The 15131-nt window shown below is 72.1% G+C and carries 17 protein-coding genes; 9 read left to right on the forward strand and 8 right to left on the reverse strand.

The genetic code is table 11. From position 1 onward, the window contains the following. Positions 1-15: 15 nt before the first annotated feature. Positions 16-525, forward strand: a complete 510-nt coding sequence (locus ACWDXC_RS31110) for a DUF6542 domain-containing protein (RefSeq protein WP_219504940.1) — start codon at positions 16-18, stop codon at positions 523-525. Positions 526-558: 33 nt separating this feature from the next. Here the strand turns inward: ACWDXC_RS31110 and ACWDXC_RS31115 are convergent, their stop codons facing one another. Next, positions 559-1524 carry a 4-hydroxy-3-methylbut-2-enyl diphosphate reductase gene (locus ACWDXC_RS31115; RefSeq protein ID WP_449987623.1) on the reverse strand — a complete coding sequence of 322 codons (966 nt, stop codon included), beginning with the start codon at positions 1522-1524 and terminating at the stop codon, positions 559-561. A gap of 101 nt (positions 1525-1625) precedes the next feature. On the opposite strand from ACWDXC_RS31115, the gene ACWDXC_RS31120 reads away from it, so the two are divergent. Together ACWDXC_RS31120 and xseA are read left to right on the forward strand one after the other, a co-directional pair. Then, on the forward strand, positions 1626-2636 hold the full coding sequence (locus ACWDXC_RS31120; protein WP_449987626.1) for a hypothetical protein: 1011 nt from the start codon (positions 1626-1628) through the stop codon (positions 2634-2636). A gap of 26 nt (positions 2637-2662) precedes the next feature. Continuing rightward, on the forward strand, positions 2663-3874 hold the full coding sequence (xseA, locus tag ACWDXC_RS31125) for an exodeoxyribonuclease VII large subunit (RefSeq protein WP_219504946.1): 1212 nt from the start codon (positions 2663-2665) through the stop codon (positions 3872-3874). Here xseA and ACWDXC_RS31130 read toward each other — a convergent pair. After that, positions 3816-4460: a TetR/AcrR family transcriptional regulator gene (locus ACWDXC_RS31130; protein ID WP_308125743.1), complete on the reverse strand. Its 645-nt coding sequence runs from the start codon at positions 4458-4460 to the stop codon at positions 3816-3818. The two genes, xseA and ACWDXC_RS31130, sit on opposite strands and share 59 nt — an antisense overlap. An 88-nt stretch (positions 4461-4548) precedes the next feature. Between ACWDXC_RS31130 and ACWDXC_RS31135 the strand changes: the two genes are divergently transcribed. Then, positions 4549-4956, forward strand: coding sequence for a nitroreductase family deazaflavin-dependent oxidoreductase (locus tag ACWDXC_RS31135; protein ID WP_219504948.1), 408 nt, complete (start codon positions 4549-4551; stop codon positions 4954-4956). Positions 4957-4982: 26 nt separating this feature from the next. Here ACWDXC_RS31135 and ACWDXC_RS31140 read toward each other — a convergent pair whose 3' ends face one another. From ACWDXC_RS31140 to ACWDXC_RS31150, 3 genes are all read right to left on the reverse strand, one after another. Beyond that, positions 4983-5216 (reverse strand): exodeoxyribonuclease VII small subunit, encoded by a 234-nt coding sequence (locus ACWDXC_RS31140; protein WP_364176795.1) that lies wholly within the window; start codon positions 5214-5216, stop codon positions 4983-4985. Positions 5217-5323: 107 nt separating this feature from the next. After that, positions 5324-5860 carry a DUF4245 domain-containing protein gene (locus ACWDXC_RS31145; RefSeq protein WP_449987631.1) on the reverse strand — a complete coding sequence of 179 codons (537 nt, stop codon included), beginning with the start codon at positions 5858-5860 and terminating at the stop codon, positions 5324-5326. A gap of 11 nt (positions 5861-5871) precedes the next feature. Further along, complete coding sequence (locus tag ACWDXC_RS31150; protein ID WP_449987634.1) at positions 5872-6471, reverse strand: TetR/AcrR family transcriptional regulator; 600 nt, start codon at positions 6469-6471, stop codon at positions 5872-5874. 81 nt (positions 6472-6552) lie between these two features. Here ACWDXC_RS31150 and glpX point away from each other — a divergent pair, with 81 nt between their 5' ends. After that, the gene (glpX, locus tag ACWDXC_RS31155) at positions 6553-7587 is read left to right on the forward strand and encodes a class II fructose-bisphosphatase (RefSeq protein ID WP_449987637.1); all 1035 of its coding nucleotides are present in this window, start codon (positions 6553-6555) and stop codon (positions 7585-7587) included. A gap of 9 nt (positions 7588-7596) precedes the next feature. Here glpX and ACWDXC_RS31160 read toward each other — a convergent pair whose 3' ends face one another. Continuing rightward, entirely contained in the window at positions 7597-8244 is a 648-nt protein-coding gene (locus tag ACWDXC_RS31160) for a DUF1707 SHOCT-like domain-containing protein (protein ID WP_449987639.1), read from the reverse strand. 98 nt (positions 8245-8342) lie between these two features. Here ACWDXC_RS31160 and ACWDXC_RS31165 point away from each other — a divergent pair, with 98 nt between their 5' ends. Further along, positions 8343-8984, forward strand: coding sequence for a DUF998 domain-containing protein (locus tag ACWDXC_RS31165; RefSeq protein WP_449987641.1), 642 nt, complete (start codon positions 8343-8345; stop codon positions 8982-8984). Positions 8985-9028: 44 nt separating this feature from the next. Further along, complete coding sequence (locus tag ACWDXC_RS31170; RefSeq protein WP_219504955.1) at positions 9029-10189, forward strand: MFS transporter; 1161 nt, start codon at positions 9029-9031, stop codon at positions 10187-10189. On the opposite strand, the gene ACWDXC_RS31175 is transcribed toward ACWDXC_RS31170, so the two are convergent. Beyond that, positions 10173-11129 carry a Gfo/Idh/MocA family protein gene (locus tag ACWDXC_RS31175; protein WP_449987644.1) on the reverse strand — a complete coding sequence of 319 codons (957 nt, stop codon included), beginning with the start codon at positions 11127-11129 and terminating at the stop codon, positions 10173-10175. The two genes, ACWDXC_RS31170 and ACWDXC_RS31175, sit on opposite strands and share 17 nt — an antisense overlap. A gap of 22 nt (positions 11130-11151) precedes the next feature. Further along, the gene (pdxR, locus tag ACWDXC_RS31180) at positions 11152-12516 is read right to left on the reverse strand and encodes a MocR-like pyridoxine biosynthesis transcription factor PdxR (protein ID WP_449987647.1); all 1365 of its coding nucleotides are present in this window, start codon (positions 12514-12516) and stop codon (positions 11152-11154) included. Between the two features lie 68 nt (positions 12517-12584). Here pdxR and ACWDXC_RS31185 point away from each other — a divergent pair, with 68 nt between their 5' ends. Both ACWDXC_RS31185 and ACWDXC_RS31190 read left to right on the forward strand, forming a co-directional pair. Further along, positions 12585-13502: a DMT family transporter gene (locus tag ACWDXC_RS31185; RefSeq protein ID WP_449987650.1), complete on the forward strand. Its 918-nt coding sequence runs from the start codon at positions 12585-12587 to the stop codon at positions 13500-13502. Continuing rightward, on the forward strand, positions 13456-15108 hold the full coding sequence (locus ACWDXC_RS31190; RefSeq protein ID WP_219504962.1) for a fumarate hydratase: 1653 nt from the start codon (positions 13456-13458) through the stop codon (positions 15106-15108). Before ACWDXC_RS31185 ends, ACWDXC_RS31190 begins: the two co-directional genes overlap by 47 nt. Positions 15109-15131 lie beyond the last annotated feature (23 nt).

The following is a 15131-nucleotide window of genomic DNA, read 5'->3' on the forward strand; positions in this document are numbered from 1 at the left end:
AGGGGGGCGGGTCCGATGACCGGGAAAGGCAAGAGATCTGCCGTCAGGCTGACCGCCCGCGGCGCCATCGCGCTCACGCTGCTCGCCACGCTCGCCGGCTACGTGCTGGCCGCGGTCGCCGGCATCGAGGCGCTGGTCGGGGTCGCGTTCGTGGCGGCGTGCCTGCTCGCGGTGCTCCTGGTCAATCCACGCGAGCTGCTGTCGCTGGTCGTCACGCCGCCGCTGGTGTTCTTCGTCGCCACCCTCTTCGTCGAGCTCGGGCGGGCGCTCAGCTCCGTGGGCATCGTGCAGTCGCTGGCGCTCGGCCTCTACAGCTCGCTGTCACGCGGCGCGCCCTGGCTGTTCGCCGGCTCGGCCGTGGTGCTCGGCATCGCCTGGGGGCGCGGCCTGCGCGACAACGTGCGTGAGCTGCGCGAGGAGCTGCGGGCGGGCGCCGACGTGCCGCGCCCGCGCCAGCCGTTCGTCCCCGAGCCCGAGGGCTACTTCGAGCCGAAGGTCTACGGCACCCCCCGGGGCGACGACTAGCCCGTACGGGATCCCGTACGGGCCGATCGTGGGTCAGGACGCGCGCAGGTCCTTGCGGAGCTCGTGCGGCAGGGCGAAACGCATGCTCTCCTTCACCGGCTCGACCTCCTCCACGTCGCCGAACCCGTGGCCGGCCAGCCGTTCGAGCACCTGCTCGACCAGCTCCTCCGGCACGGACGCGCCGCTCGTGACGCCGACGGTGGTGACGCCGTCGAGCCACTCGTCACGGATGAACGAGGCGTTGTCGACCAGGTAGGAGGCGTCGGCGCCGTAGTCCTTGGCCACCTCGACCAGGCGCTTGGAGTTGGACGAGTTCTCCGAGCCGACGACGATCACGAGCTGCGACTGCGCGGCGATCTCCTTGACGGCGACCTGCCGGTTCTGCGTCGCGTAGCAGATGTCGTCGCTCGGCGGGTCGATGAGCGTCGGGAAGCGCTCCTTGAGCCGGGCCACGGTCTCGGTCGTCTCGTCGACCGACAGCGTCGTCTGCGACAGCCAGACGAGCTTGCTCGGGTCCTTCACCTGGACGCGGTCGACGGAGTCGAGGCCGTCGACGAGCTGGATGTGGTCGGGCGCCTCGCCGGAGGTGCCCTCCACCTCCTCGTGCCCCTCGTGCCCGATGAGCAGGATGTCGTAGTCCTGGCTCGCGAAGCGCTTGGCCTCGTTGTGCACCTTCGTCACCAGCGGGCAGGTGGCGTCGATGGTGCGCAGGCCGCGCTCCTTGGCCTCGCCGTGCACGGCGGGCGAGACGCCGTGCGCCGAGAACACCACGATCTCGCCCTCGGGCACCTCTTCGGTCTCCTCGACGAAGATGGCCCCCTTGGCCTCGAGCGTCTTGACCACGTGCGTGTTGTGCACGATCTGCTTGCGCACGTAGATCGGCGCGCCGTACTGCTCCAAGGCCTTCTCGACCGCGACAACGGCTCGATCGACTCCGGCGCAGTAGCCGCGCGGCCTGGCCACGAGGACGCGGCGGGAAGTGGACGTCTGGGGCTCCATACTTCTTATGCTACGTGGAACGACCAGCAAGCCCGAGCGTGCGCGGTTGCCCGCCTTTTGCCAGACTGGCCGTCCAATACTGACCTCCCAGGGAGACGTACATGTCCCTCAGCGACGTGATACGCAACATCACCAAGACCGTCACCGACAAGGACGAGCTCAAGGGCAAGGCCCGTGACCTGCCCGTCCTCTTCGTCCAGGGCACGCTCAGCATCGCCGGGCACGCCCTCCAGTTCGTCGACCGGGTGAAGAACTCGATCAAGGGGCTGGGCAGCAAGGAAGAGGAGGAGAAGCAGGAGGAGCGCGACTCCCGTCCCGCCGACGCGGTTGCCGCCGAGGAGGAGGACAAGCCGGCCCGCAGGGAGCCGGTCATCTTCGCGCCCCGGCCCGACGCCGCCGCGCCCAACGGCACCTCCAAGACCAAGCCCGACCCGGTCATCTTCACCCCGGCGCCCAAGCAGGACGAGGCCCAGGCCGAGGCCGTCCACAAGCCCGCCGCCGAGGCCGCCGCCGCTCCCCAGCCCAAGCCCGCCCCCACGGAGGCCGAGCCGGAGCCCGCCACCCCGGAGGCCAAGCCCGAGGCCGCCGCCGACCTCAAGGCCGAGCCCGCCGCCGAGGCCAAGCCGGAAGCCGCTGCCGCGCCTGAGGCCGTCGCCGTGCCCGAGCCGTCTGTGGCCGAGGCCGTCGCCGTGACGGAGCGTGCCGCCGTGGCCGAGCCCGCGGCCGAGAAGCCGAAGGCCAAGCCCAAGGCCGCCGCCAAGCCCGCCGCGAAGGCGCCCGCCAAGACCAGCCCCGCCAAGACCAGCACGCCCAAGGCTCCCAAGGCCGCGAAGGCCGACAAGCTGGCCGAGGCGGTCGAGGCCACTCCCGCCAAGGAGGCCCCCGCGCAGGAGACCGCTCCGGCCGTGGCCACCCCGGTGAAGGAGACGGGCCTGGTGGAGCCGATGCCCGGCTACTCCGAGCTGAGCGTCGCCTCGCTGCGCGCCCGGATGCGCGGCAAGTCCGCCGAGCAGATCGGCGCCTGCCTCGCCTACGAGCAGGCGACGGCCGCCCGCCCCGAGGTCGTCAAGATGTACGAGAACCGGCTGGCCAAGCTGCAGGCCGGGGAATAGTCGGCGCGGCACCGTAGGCTTCGGGCATGAGCTCGAAGACCACCCCCGAGGCGCCCCTGCCGGTCCGCACCGTCCTGCAGATGGTGGGCGGCTGGATCGGCAAGCTGGGCACGGTGTGGGTCGAGGGTCAGATCACCGACCTGAGCGCCCGCGGCGGCACGGTCTTCCTGACGTTGCGCGACCCGGTGGCCAACGTGTCGGCCCGGGTCACGGCTCCGCGCGGCGTCTACGAGGCGACCGAGCCGCGCCCGGCCGACGGCGCGCGGGTCGTGGTGCACGTCAAGCCGGACTTCTGGGTCAACAGGGGCTCGTTCGCCTTCACGGCGCTGGAGATCCGCCCGGTGGGCGTCGGCGAGCTGCTGGCGCGTCTTGAGCGGCTGCGCCGGCTGCTGGCGGCCGAGGGACTGTTCAACGCCGACAGGAAGCGGCGGCTGCCGTTCCTGCCGGGCACGGTGGGGCTGATCTGCGGCCGTGACTCGGCGGCCGAGCGCGACGTGCTGGAGAACGCCAGGCGTCGCTGGCCGGCGGTGCGGTTCAAGGTCGAGGAGGTCGCGGTCCAGGGCCCTTACGCGGTGGGCGAGGTGACCGAGGCGCTGTCCAGGCTCGACGCCGACTCCTCGGTCGAGGTGATCGTCATCGCCCGGGGCGGCGGGTCGCTGGAGGATCTGCTGCCGTTCTCCGACGAGACGCTGGTCAGGGCCGTGGCCGCGTCCCGCACGCCGGTGGTGAGCGCGATCGGCCACGAGCAGGACAGCCCGCTGCTCGACCTGGTGGCCGACGTACGCGCCTCCACCCCGACCGACGCCGCCAAGAAGGTGGTGCCCGACGTCGGCGAGCAGCTCACGCTGGTCCGCCAGTTGCGTGACCGGGGCCGCCGGGTGGTGGGCGGCTGGCTCGACCGCGAGATGTCGTGGCTGACCTCGGTGCGCTCCCGCCCTTCGCTGGCCGATCCGGTGCGCGAGCTGGAGCGCCGCGCCGAGCAGGTCGACGCGCTGCGCGAGCGGGCCAGGCGTTCGCTGACGTCCTCGCTCGACCGGGCCGGCGACGATCTCACGCACGTACGGGCGCGTCTGGTCGCCCTGTCGCCCGCGGCCACGCTGGAGCGCGGTTACGCGATCGTCCAGCACCCGTCGGGTGAGGTGGTGCGGCGGGCCGCCGACATCGAGCCGGGCGCCGTGCTCACGGTGCGGCTGCCGGACGACCGGGTGACGGTGCGCGCGGAGCCTGCCGGGGAGTGACGAGCGCCAGCGCCAGCTCGTCGAACCCGGCCTTGATCTCCTCGACGCTCAGCCCCCGCTCCTCGCGCTGATAGGAGATCAGCCGGGCGGTGGCGGAGGCGAGCAGCGCGTCGGCCAGGAAGCCGGCGCGTGAGCCGGGCCTGACCTGCGCGATCAGCGTGGTCAGATGCCGATGATGGACCTGGTACGGCCCGCCGAACATGGCCTTGGGCGGCCCGGTCTCCAGGAGCATGAACAGGTCGAGCTGCTCGACGATCCGGTCGACGAGCGCGGCGAGGAACGCCCTGATGCGCTCGACGGGCTCCGCCCCCGGCCCGACCGGCGGCGGCCCGGTCATGAACGCCTCCTGGAAGCGCCGTTCGCGCTCGTCGACGAGGGCGTAGACGAGCCCGGCGCGGTCGCCGAAGCGGCGGTAGACGGTGCCGACGCCCACGCACGCCTCGCGGGCGATCTCGTCGAGGGAGAGCTGGTCGGCTCCCCGTTCGGCGATCAGGCGGGTGGCACAGTCGATGATCTTCTGCCGGTTTCGCGCCGCGTCGGCCCGCTCCGGCTGCGGCTGCCCGACCACTGGCAACTGTCGGCGCACACGCTGAGCATAGCGATTGCAACCGGAGGAATCTCCGTTTAGGCTCCGCGGTTGAGAACGGAGAGTTCTCCGATTAGAGGTGGGAATCATGGCGAACGACTTCAACCAGCAGGTCATCGACGAGTTCCGGGCCAACGGCGGACGCGTGGGCGGCTACTTCGAGGGCTCCGACCTGGTGCTGCTCACCACGACCGGCGCCAAGTCGGGCAAGCCGACGACGACCCCGGTGATGTATCTGAAAGACGGCGACCGCTACGTGATCATCGCCTCCAACGCGGGCGCCGACCACCACCCGGCCTGGTATCACAACCTGCGCGCCAACCCCGTGGCCACGGCCGAGATCGGGACCGAGACGTTCGAGGTCAAGGCCGAGTTCGTCGAAGGCGCCGAGCGTGACGAGCTCTACGCGCGGATGGTGGCCGTCGCCGCCACGTTCGCCGAGTACGAGGCCAGGACCACCCGCCGCATCCCGGTCGTGGCCCTGCACCGCGGCTAGTACGCGGCAGGCTGGAACGGGGCAGGCTAGAAGGGGGCGTCGCCCGGCGTGGCCGACGGGTCGGACCGGCGCGCCATCGCGGCGGCCAGCTTGACCCGGGCGCCCTGGAGCCACTCCTCGCAGATCGCGGCCAGCTTCTCGCCCCGCTCCCAGAGCTCGATGGACTGCTCCAGGGTGAGCCCGCCGGTCTCCAGGCGGCGCACCACCTCGGTCAGCTCCTCGCGGGCCTGCTCGTATGAGGGTGCCTTGTCATCTGCCACCCTCCAACCCTAGGGGCCCCACCCGACAGAACACGCCCCACCGCCCGCACAGGGACCGAAACACCCGAACGCGTGAGCCCAGCCCCGCGAAGGGGCCCCGCCGAAGCTCAGGCGGCGGGCTTGGGGCGCTGCTGGAGGGTGGCGGCGAGCTGGCCGAGCTCGGTCCAGTCGGCGGTGCCGGTCACGACGAGCGTCACGTCGGGCAGCATGCGGATGAGCGTCCGCTGGTTCTTGTCCTCGCGGAAGCGCCGCTCCCACTGCTGGCCGTTGACGTCCTGAGTGCCGGTGGGCTTGTCGGAGTTGGCCATGCGGCTGGCGAACCCCGCCGCCGGCTTCTCGTCGCTCTGGATGAGCATGGCGTGCTGGCGGGCCTTGGTGGCGTAGCCGACGTGGAGCACCTGGGCCTTGCCCTCGCCCTTGGCGATCCGGTTGCTGTTGGGGATCCAGCCTTCGGGGTCCTTGGCGGGGGCCCACACCTGGTAGGGGACGGTGCGGGCGAAGTTGGCCACCGTGATCGTGTAGTCGAGCTTCGGGATGTGCTCGCCCTGGCTCTGCGGGGTGATGAGCAGGAACAACCCTACCGCCCCGAAACAGACGAACAGGGCTACCGCGTAGCCGTAGAAACCTTCGGTGAACCGTCGCACACTTGGCGAGGTTACCCGGTGGCGTCGCCGGTCGGGCGAATGCGTCCGACGATGGCGAGGACGTCGTCGGCGAGCGCCCGGTCGCCTGTCTGGACGACTTCGCTGACGGCGGCGGCGAGGGCGCCGGTGATGACGACGACGAGGGCGTTCTCGGAGTCGTCGAAGAGCGCGGCGTTGCGCCGGGCCCAGGTGCGCAGCCGGTCGCGCATGACGACCTCGAACCCGGGCGGCCCGTCGCCGCGCAGGAAGAGGGCGGCGAGCTCGCGTTCTTCGAGGCAGCCGTCGAGGTAGGCGCGGGCGGCGGCGACGAAGACCCGCATGGGGTCGCTCTCGCCGCTGTCGCGCACGTCGCGGGCGGCCTGCTTGGTCCGCTGGGTCTGCCGGGCCTGGAACTCCTCGAACAGCGTCAGGTAGAGGTCGGCCTTGCCGGCGAAGTGGTGGTAGAGGCTGCCGACGCTGGCCTCGGCCTTGGCCACGACGTCGGTGACGCCCGCCTCGGCGAAGCCCTTGGAGACGAACACGTCGCGGGCGGCCCTCAGCAGAGCGCTGCGCGTGGCCGCGCCCCGCTCGGAGGTGCGGGCCGTGACCGGCTGTTCCACTTCGCTGCTCATGGCTGGCACATTATCCTCCGCTGACCGGGGATACAGGGACAACTACGATCGGGATAGTCGTCCACGAGGAGGCCCTTCATCATGTCCGATCAGACGTCGGTTCCGGCTGCACTTGCTACGGGCGAGCACGCCCCTGACCGGAATCTCGCCTTGGAGCTCGTACGCGTTACAGAGGCGGCGGCGATGGCGGCCGCCCGCTGGGTCGGCAGGGGCGACAAGAACGGCGCGGACGGCGCCGCGGTGAACGCGATGCGCCAGCTGATCAACACCGTGTCGATGAACGGGGTGGTGGTGATCGGCGAGGGTGAGAAGGATCACGCCCCGATGCTGTTCAACGGGGAGCAAGTCGGCGACGGCGGTGGCCCTGAGTGTGACGTGGCGGTCGATCCGATCGACGGGACCAGGCTGACGGCGCTGGGCATGCCCGACGCAGTGTCGGTGATCGCGGTGAGCGAGCGCGGGTCGATGTACGACCCGTCGGCCGTGTTCTACATGGAGAAGCTGGTCACGGGGCCGGAGGCGGCCGACGTGGTGGACATCGAGGCGCCGGTGGCGGCGAACATCGCCGCGGTGGCCAAGGCCAAGCACTGTTCGGCGGCCGACGTCACGGTGGTGATCCTGGACCGGCCCCGGCACGAGCGGCTGGTCAAGGAGATCAGGGAGACGGGCGCGCGGATCAAGTTCATCACCGACGGCGACGTGGCGGGCGCGATCATGGCGGCGCGCGGCGGCACCGGCATCGACCTGATGCTGGGCATCGGCGGCACGCCCGAGGGCATCGTGGCGGCGTGCGCGCTCAAGTGCCTGGGCGGCGTCATCCAGGGCAAGCTGTGGCCGCGTGACGACGCCGAGCGGGCCAGGGCGATCGACGCCGGTCACGACCTGAGCCAGGTGCTGACCACGAACGACCTGGTCAGGTCCGACGACGTGTTCTTCGCCGCGACGGGCATCACCCAGGGCGAGCTGATGGACGGTGTGCGCTTCCGCGGCGGGGTCGCGGTGACGCAGTCGCTGGTGATGCGCGGGCGCTCGGGCACGATCCGCAAGGTGGAGAGCGAGCACCAGCTGTGGAAGCTGCGCGCCTACAGCGCGATCAACTTCGACACGGCGGGCTGAGCGGGACCGTCAGCGGCGGCGCTTGCGGCGGGGCGGCTCCTTGACCTTGACCTCGCCGGCGAAGTTGCTGGTGCGCACCTCGACGACGGGGGCGCCGGGCTCGGTGGGCTGCTTGGTGAGCCTGACGGTCTTGTCCTTGGTGACGCGGATGACCTCCAGGTCTTCGGGCACGTGGATCTCCAGCCCGCCGAAGACGAGGGTGGCGTTGATGACGATGCGCCGGTTCTGCAGGATCGCGTCGCGCAGGTCGAGCTTGGTGGTGCCGAACATGGCGGTGACCGACAGCTCGGCGGGCACCACCCACCGGCCGCCGCGTTCCTGCTTCTTGAAGACGGCGGAGACGGGCCGGCCGTCGAGGTTGAGCGGCTGCTGGTCGGCGGGCAGCAGGTCGGCGGTGAGCTGGGCGAGCTCCCCGAGCGTGCGGGCCGCGTAGAGGGTGGTGAGGCGCTCTTCGAGCTCCTCCAGCGTGATCCGGCCGTCGGCGTGGGCGTCCTGGAGCACCTGGGCGATGCGTTCGCGGTCGGCGTCGGAGGCGCGCAGCTCGTGTGGCTGGGGCGCGCCTTCCTGGGCCGGGCGGCGGGCGGACACCCACTCCTCGGCCAGGCGCTCACCGACTTCTTGCAGGCGCGGCAACCAGGACCCGGGGCGTTCGTTCACAGTTCTGACAATATCCGGCGCTCCGCGGGAGCGGACCCCGGAATCTCCCTGAGATTGCGGCCGTTGAGCCGGACAGGCAGGCGTCGGGAGGGGTGTTCGTGCATCGGTCGGCACGCTGGGGGCTGGGCGCGGTGGGCGCGGGGGCGGCGTTGCTCGTGGGCCTGGATCTGGCCGCGCTGGGCGAGATGGACCCGTTCCGGCGCACGATCAGCGAGCACGGCCTGGGTGAGCGGGGGTGGCTGTTCGGGCTGGGGGTCGCGCTGCTGGCGGTGGGGTCGGCGGCGATCGGCGTGTCGCTGGCGCGGCGGCGGCTGGCGGGGGTGGTGGGCACGGTGGCGTTGCTAGCCTGGAGTGCCGGGCTGCTGGTGACGGCGTGGTTCCCGAAGCACGACTGGTCGGTGGGGCCGTCGCTGAGCGGCAGCATCCATCGGGCGGGCAGCGTGATCGCGTTTCTGAGCCTGCCACTGGCGGCGTTGATCATCGCCAGGCCGTGGCGGGCGGAGCGGCATCGGGCGGCGCTGGCGGCGTTCGTGTTCGGGATCGTGGCGGTGCTGTGGGTGCTGGGCATGGGCGCGGTGGTGATGGTGGGGGCGCGCAGCGGTCTGGCGTGGTGGCAGGTGATGCCGCTGGGCCTGGTCGAGCGGTGTCTGGCCGCGATCGAGGTGATCGCGCTGACGGCGCTCGGGGTGTGGGCGGCGGGCAAGCCGGTGGGCCTGGTGGAGGAGACGTCGGCGGGCTAACCTGACCCCGCCTCACGTTTGATTCCCCCCATCAGGAGGCCGCCGTGCCGTCCCCGCGTGATCGCCAAGCCCGCCTCGCCACGTTCGCCGTCTACGCCGTGCAGGGGCTCTCCTTCGCCACGTTGCTCACCCAGGTGGCCCACCTCCAGGACAAGCACCGGCTCGACACGGGGGCGCTGACGGTGCTGCTGCTCATCGTGCCGGTCTTCGCCGGGGTCGGCAGCGTGGCGGCCGGCTCGATCGCGGCCCGGCTGGGCAGCAAGGCGCTGCTGCGCGTGGCCCAGCCGCTGGTGGCCGCCGCCGTCGTGCTGGCCGGGCTCGCGCCGGGCGTGCCGCTGCTGGTGCCGGCGCTGCTGCTGTTCGGGGTGGCGGTCGGCGCGGTCGACGCGGGCATGAACATGCAGGGCGTCGCGGTCGAGCGCCGCTACGGCCGGGCCGTGCTCAACGGTTTCCACTGCCTGTGGAGCGTGCTGAGCCTGGCCGGGGCGCTGTGGGTGTCGGCGGTGGGCGACGGGCTGCCGCTGGAGGCGACCATGGCGATCCCGATGGCCGTGGCCGTCGCGGGCTCCCTGGTCGCGGGGCCGAAGCTCTACACGGCGGCCGAGGAGCGGGCCGTCCCGGAGACGGCCACGGCAGGTGGTCGCGTCCCGTTCCGGCCGCTCCTCCCGCTCTGCCTGGCGATGGCCTTCCTGTACGTGGGCGACGCGGCGGTGTCGAACTTCTCCACGGTCTTCATGCAGGACACGCTGGCCGCCGACGCCCGGGTGATCCCGCTGGCCTATGCCGCCTACCAGGCGACCACGCTGCTGGTACGGCTCGCGGGCGACCTGGCCGTCAGGCGTTACGGCTCGGCGGGCATCGTCAGGCTCGGCGGCGCGATCGCCACGCTGGGCTTCCTGGGCATCGTGGCGGCGCCCAGCCAGCCGCTGGCCGTGGTGGCGTTCGGGCTGACGGGCGTGGGGCTGTCGGTGGTGGCGCCGCAGTCGTTCTCGGCGGCGGGCAAGCTCGACCCGGCGGGCACCGGCAACGCGATCGCCCTGGTCAACCTGTTCAACTACGTGGGGTTCATCGTCGGCTCGGCGTTGGTGGGCGCGATCGCCGAGGCCGCCGACATGCGGGTCGCGTTCGCCGCCCCGCTCGTGCTGGCCGCCGCGATCATCGTGCTGGCGCGCGGGTTCGCGCCCCGGGTCAGGGCCGGGGCGTAACCGGTTCGCGCACCTCGGCGACCTCGACCGGGCGGCGTTCGCGGCGTGACAGCTCGGCGGCCTCGGCGACGTACAGGGCTTCCAGGGCGTCCTCGATCGGGCACAGGCCGGGCGCGCCGCGCAGGAACGCGTCGAGCTCGGCCGCGTAGGCGTCGGCGAAGCGGGTGACGAAGTCGGGCCACGGCTCGCCGTGCGGCTGCAGCCCCTCGGCCGACGACAGCGGGGCGCGCGGGCCCAGGCCGACGGCGCGGGTCCCCCGGGTGCCCGCGAGTTCCATGCGGACGTCGTACCCGGCGCCGTTGTAGCGCGAGCCCTGCACGGTGGCCAGCGTGCCGTCGTCGAGGGTGAGCAGCGCGGCGCTGGTGTCGACGTCGCCGGCCTCGGCGAAGAAGGCGGCGCCGCGGTTGGTGCCGGTCGCGTACACGGAGACGACCTCGCGGCCGGTCACCCAGCGCAGGATGTCGAAGTCGTGGATGTGGCAGTCACGGTAGATGCCGCCGGACTGCGGGATGTAGGCGGCGGGCGGCGGGGCGGGGTCGGCGGTGATCAGGTGCACCCGGTGCAGCTCCCCCAGCTCGCCGGCGCGCAGCGCGGCCCGGGCGGCGGCGTAACCGGCGTCGAAGCGGCGCTGGAAGCCGATCTGCACCCGGTGGCCGCGGGCCGCCTCCAGCACCTCGGCGGTCTCCTTGACGCCGGCGGCGACGGGCTTCTCGCAGAAGGCCGGGACGCCGCGCCGGCAGGCCTCGCGCAGCAGCGCGGCGTGCGTGCCGGTGGGCGTGGCGATCACCACGGCGTCGGCCTCGAACGGGTCGCCGGGCCTGCCGTGCGGCGAGGTGCGCACCGGGTCGGCCACGACCAGGTCGTCCACCAGCGGATGCGCGGCCAGCGTGGCCGCGTGGAAGGCGCCGATGCGGCCCAGCCCGAGCAGTCCCACGCGCATGGCTTCTTTCTAGGCGAGCGCCCTACTCCTGTCCAGACATTCTGACCTTCAGTCCGCGTACGGCCTCCGCGGCCTTGCGGGCGGGCACCCGGGCGAAGCCGATCACGACGGCCGGCGGTCCGGCGGACGAGCGCATCGGCGCGACGGCCTCTGCCGAGAGCCCCAGCTCCAGCGCCGCCTCCACCACCTCGTCCTCGTCCCAGCCGTCGGGCAGGTCCAGGTAGGCGTGCAGCCCGGCCTCGATGCCGCGCACCCGGACACCGGGCACGTGCTCGGCCAGTGCCTGGACCAGCGCGTCGCGGCGGCGGTGATACTCGCGGCGCATGCGGCGCAGGTGCTTGTCGTAGCCGCCGGTGCGCAGGAAATGCGCCAGCGCGTACTGCTCGATGACCGGGGAGCCCAGGTCGAGCTCGCCCCGGGCGCGGCGGACGGCGTCGGCGAGGTGAGCGGGGGCGGCCACCCAGCCCAGGCGCAGGCCGGGCGCCAGCGCCTTGCTGACGCTGCCGGACAGGATCACCCGGTCGGGCGCGAGCCCCTGGAGGCAGCCGACGGGGTCGCGGTCGAAGCGGAACTCGGCGTCGTAGTCGTCCTCCAGGATCGTCCGGTCGCCCTCGCACGCCCACTCCAGCAGGGCGGCCCGCCGCGCGGGCGAGAGCACCACCCCGGTCGGGAACTGGTGGGCCGGCGTGACCAGCACCGAGTCGGCCCGGCGGGCCCGCAGGGCGGCGACGTCGAGTCCGTCCTCGTCCACCGGGACGGGCACCAGCTCGGCCCCGGCGCGGCGCAGCAGGGGCGCCTGGCGGTGGCTGCTGGGGTCCTCGACGGCCAGCCCGGCGGGGGTGAGCACGTGCAGGATCAGGCTGAGGCCCTGGGCGACGCCGCCGACGATGACCAGGTTCTCGGCGCGCACGTCGGCGGCCCGCACCCGGCGCAGGTAGCCGGCCAGCTCCTCGCGGAGCTCGGGGACGCCGCCGGGGTCGCCGTAGTCGAGGGCGTCGGCGGGCACGGTTGCCAGGACGTGCCGGACTGCGGCCAGCCAGCGTTCGCGCGGGAAGTGGCCGAGCTCCGGGGAGGTGGGGCGGTGGCCGTAGTAGGGGGCGCGCGGCCCTGACCGGGGCGGCGCGGGGCTGGGGGCGCGGGCGGCGGCCGGGGCGACCTGGGTGCCGGAGCCGACGCGGGAGATCAGGAAGCCCTCGGCGACGAGCTGTTCGTACGCCTCGACCACCACGCCCCGGGAGACGCCCAGGTCGGCGGCCAGGTCGCGGGAGGCGGGCAGGCGGGTGCCGGGGGTGAGTCTGCCGAGCCGGATGGAGTCACGCACCTCGGAGGCGATCTGCCCAGCGATCGCCCCCTTGCCGCGATTTATCGCGATATGAAGGTCGGCCATAATGGTCCTGTTTTACCTCGGCTCTTTGGACTATTTGCGGAGACCATTGGCTTCCTAGCATGCCGTACATGAGAAACGGAGTCGCCGGGGCCACAGCCGCCATGTTCCTCGTCGGGACACTGGCCGGGGTGTCCGGGCTGGTCAACGACTATCCCGTGTACGGCGGGCAGGCCGTGCGCTACCTGCTCGCGGCCGTCGTCCTGGTCGCGGTGACGCGGGTGATGAAGCTGCGGTTCGTCCGGCTGACGGGCCGGGAGTGGCTGCTCCTCGGCGCGCTCACCACGGTCGGGCTGGTGATCTTCAACGTGGCCGTGATCGAGTCCACCCGCGTGGCGGGCCCGGCCCTGGTCGGCACCGTGCTCGGCACCGTGCCGCTCGCGCTGGCCATCGCCGGCGGCCGGCCCGCTCCGCGCCTGCTGGCCGGCTCCGTGGTGGTCGTCGCCGGGGCCACGCTCGCCACCGGGCTCGGCAGCGGCAACCTGCCCGGCCTGCTGTGGGCGCTCGTCGCCCTGGTGGGCGAGGTGGGCTTCTCCCTGCTGGCGCTGCCGCTGCTGCCCAAGCTGGGGGCCATCCGGGTGTCCACGTACTCGACGGTCCTGGCCGTGCCCCTGCTGGCCGTGACCGGGTTCGTCCGGGAAGGCACGGGGATGCTCCGGATGCCGACGGCCGCCGAGGCGCTGGGCTTCGGCTACCTGGCGGTCGTGGTGACCGTGGGGGCGTTCCTGCTCTGGTACACCTCGCTGCCGAAGCTCGGGCCGGGGCGGGCCGGGCTGTTCGCCGGGCTGATCCCGGTGGGGGCCATCAGCACCGGTCTGGTGCTGGGCATCGCCACGCCGTCCCGCTACGACCTGCTCGGCGCCGGGCTGGTCATCGTCGGCATCCTCATCGGCCTGACCACCGCGCGGCGGACGGCGCGGGAGAGCGCGTACCCTACTGACCATGCCGGACTTCGACTACACCGATCTGCTTCCCCTGGGCGCCGATGACACGGAATATCGGCTGATCACGTCGGATGGGGTGAAGAAGATCGAAGCGGCCGGGCGGACCTTCCTCGAAGTGGAGCCCGAAGCGCTGCGGCTGCTCACCGAGACGGCGATCCACGACATCTCCCACTTCCTGCGGCCGTCGCACCTCGCCCAGCTCCGCAAGATCGTCGATGACCCCGAGTCCAGCGGCAACGACCGGTTCGTCGCGCTCGACCTGCTGAAGAACGCCTCCATCTCGGCCGGCGGCGTGCTGCCCATGTGCCAGGACACCGGCACCGCGATCGTCATGGGCAAGCGCGGACGCCACGTGCTGACCGACGGGGCCGACGCCGAGCACATCTCGCGCGGCGTCTACGACGCCTACACGCGGCTCAACCTGCGTTACTCCCAGATGGCCCCGCTGACCATGTGGGAGGAGAAGAACACCGGCAGCAACCTGCCCGCGCAGATCGAGCTCTACGCCGAGGACCCGCACGGCCACCCGGACGAGTACAAGCTGCTGTTCATGGCCAAGGGCGGCGGCTCGGCCAACAAGTCCTTCCTCTACCAGGAGACGAAGGCGGTGCTCAACGAGAAGCGGATGATGGCCTTCCTGGAGGAGAAGATCCGCTCGCTCGGCACCGCCGCGTGCCCCCCGTACCATCTCGCGGTCGTCGTCGGCGGCACGTCCGCCGAGTACGCGCTCAAGACCGCGAAGTACGCCAGCGCCCGCTACCTCGACTCGATCCCCACCGAGGGGTCGGCGTCCGGGCACGGCTTCCGCGACCTGGAGCTGGAGGCGAAGGTCTTCGAGCTGACGCAGAAGCTGGGCATCGGGGCGCAGTTCGGCGGCAAGTACTTCTGCCACGACGTGCGGGTGATCCGGCTGCCCCGGCACGGCGCGTCCTGCCCGGTGGCGATCGCGGTGTCGTGCTCGGCCGACCGGCAGGCCCTGGCCAAGATCACGCCGGAGGGCGTGTTCCTGGAGAAGCTGGAGACCGACCCGGCGCGGTTCCTGCCCGAGACGACCGACGAGCACCTGTCGGACGACGTCGTCTCCATCGACCTCAACCGCCCGATGCCCGAAATCCTCGCCGAGCTCACGAAATATCCGGTCAAGACGCGCCTGTCGCTCACCGGCCCTCTCGTGGTCGCCCGCGACATCGCGCACGCCAAGATCAGCGAGCTGCTCGACAACGGCGGCGAGATGCCCCAATACCTGAAGGACCACGCGGTCTACTACGCGGGCCCGGCCAAGACGCCTGAGGGCTACGCGTCCGGGTCGTTCGGCCCGACGACCGCGGGGCGCATGGACTCCTACGTCGAGCGCTTCCAGGCGGCCGGCGGCTCGATGGTGATGCTCGCCAAGGGCAACCGGTCCAAGCAGGTCACCGAGGCGTGCAAGCAGTACGGCGGCTTCTACCTGGGCTCCATCGGCGGCCCGGCGGCGCGGCTGGCCCAGGACTGCATCAAGAAGGTCGAGGTCCTCGAATACCCCGAGCTCGGCATGGAAGCGGTGTGGAAGATCGAGGTCGTCGACTTCCCGGCGTTCATCGTGGTCGACGACAAGGGCGACGACTTCTTCACCGACCGCACCGGGCCGGTGCTGAGCATCGGGCGGCGCTGAGCCGCCTGACGTCCCAGGGTGCC

The organism is Nonomuraea sp. NPDC003214, from assembly GCF_053590035.1.

Coding starts and splice junctions, on each gene's coding strand:
- ACWDXC_RS31115 (WP_449987623.1), bottom strand. CDS start 1,524: ATGGAGCCCCAGACGTCCACTTCCCGCCGCGTCCTCGTGGCCAGGCCG.
- ACWDXC_RS31110 (WP_219504940.1), top strand. CDS start 16: ATGACCGGGAAAGGCAAGAGATCTGCCGTCAGGCTGACCGCCCGCGGC.
- ACWDXC_RS31190 (WP_219504962.1), top strand. CDS start 13,456: ATGCCGGACTTCGACTACACCGATCTGCTTCCCCTGGGCGCCGATGAC.
- ACWDXC_RS31175 (WP_449987644.1), bottom strand. CDS start 11,129: ATGCGCGTGGGACTGCTCGGGCTGGGCCGCATCGGCGCCTTCCACGCG.
- glpX (WP_449987637.1), top strand. CDS start 6,553: ATGTCCGATCAGACGTCGGTTCCGGCTGCACTTGCTACGGGCGAGCAC.
- ACWDXC_RS31135 (WP_219504948.1), top strand. CDS start 4,549: ATGGCGAACGACTTCAACCAGCAGGTCATCGACGAGTTCCGGGCCAAC.
- xseA (WP_219504946.1), top strand. CDS start 2,663: ATGAGCTCGAAGACCACCCCCGAGGCGCCCCTGCCGGTCCGCACCGTC.
- pdxR (WP_449987647.1), bottom strand. CDS start 12,516: ATGGCCGACCTTCATATCGCGATAAATCGCGGCAAGGGGGCGATCGCT.
- ACWDXC_RS31120 (WP_449987626.1), top strand. CDS start 1,626: ATGTCCCTCAGCGACGTGATACGCAACATCACCAAGACCGTCACCGAC.
- ACWDXC_RS31150 (WP_449987634.1), bottom strand. CDS start 6,471: ATGAGCAGCGAAGTGGAACAGCCGGTCACGGCCCGCACCTCCGAGCGG.
- ACWDXC_RS31185 (WP_449987650.1), top strand. CDS start 12,585: ATGAGAAACGGAGTCGCCGGGGCCACAGCCGCCATGTTCCTCGTCGGG.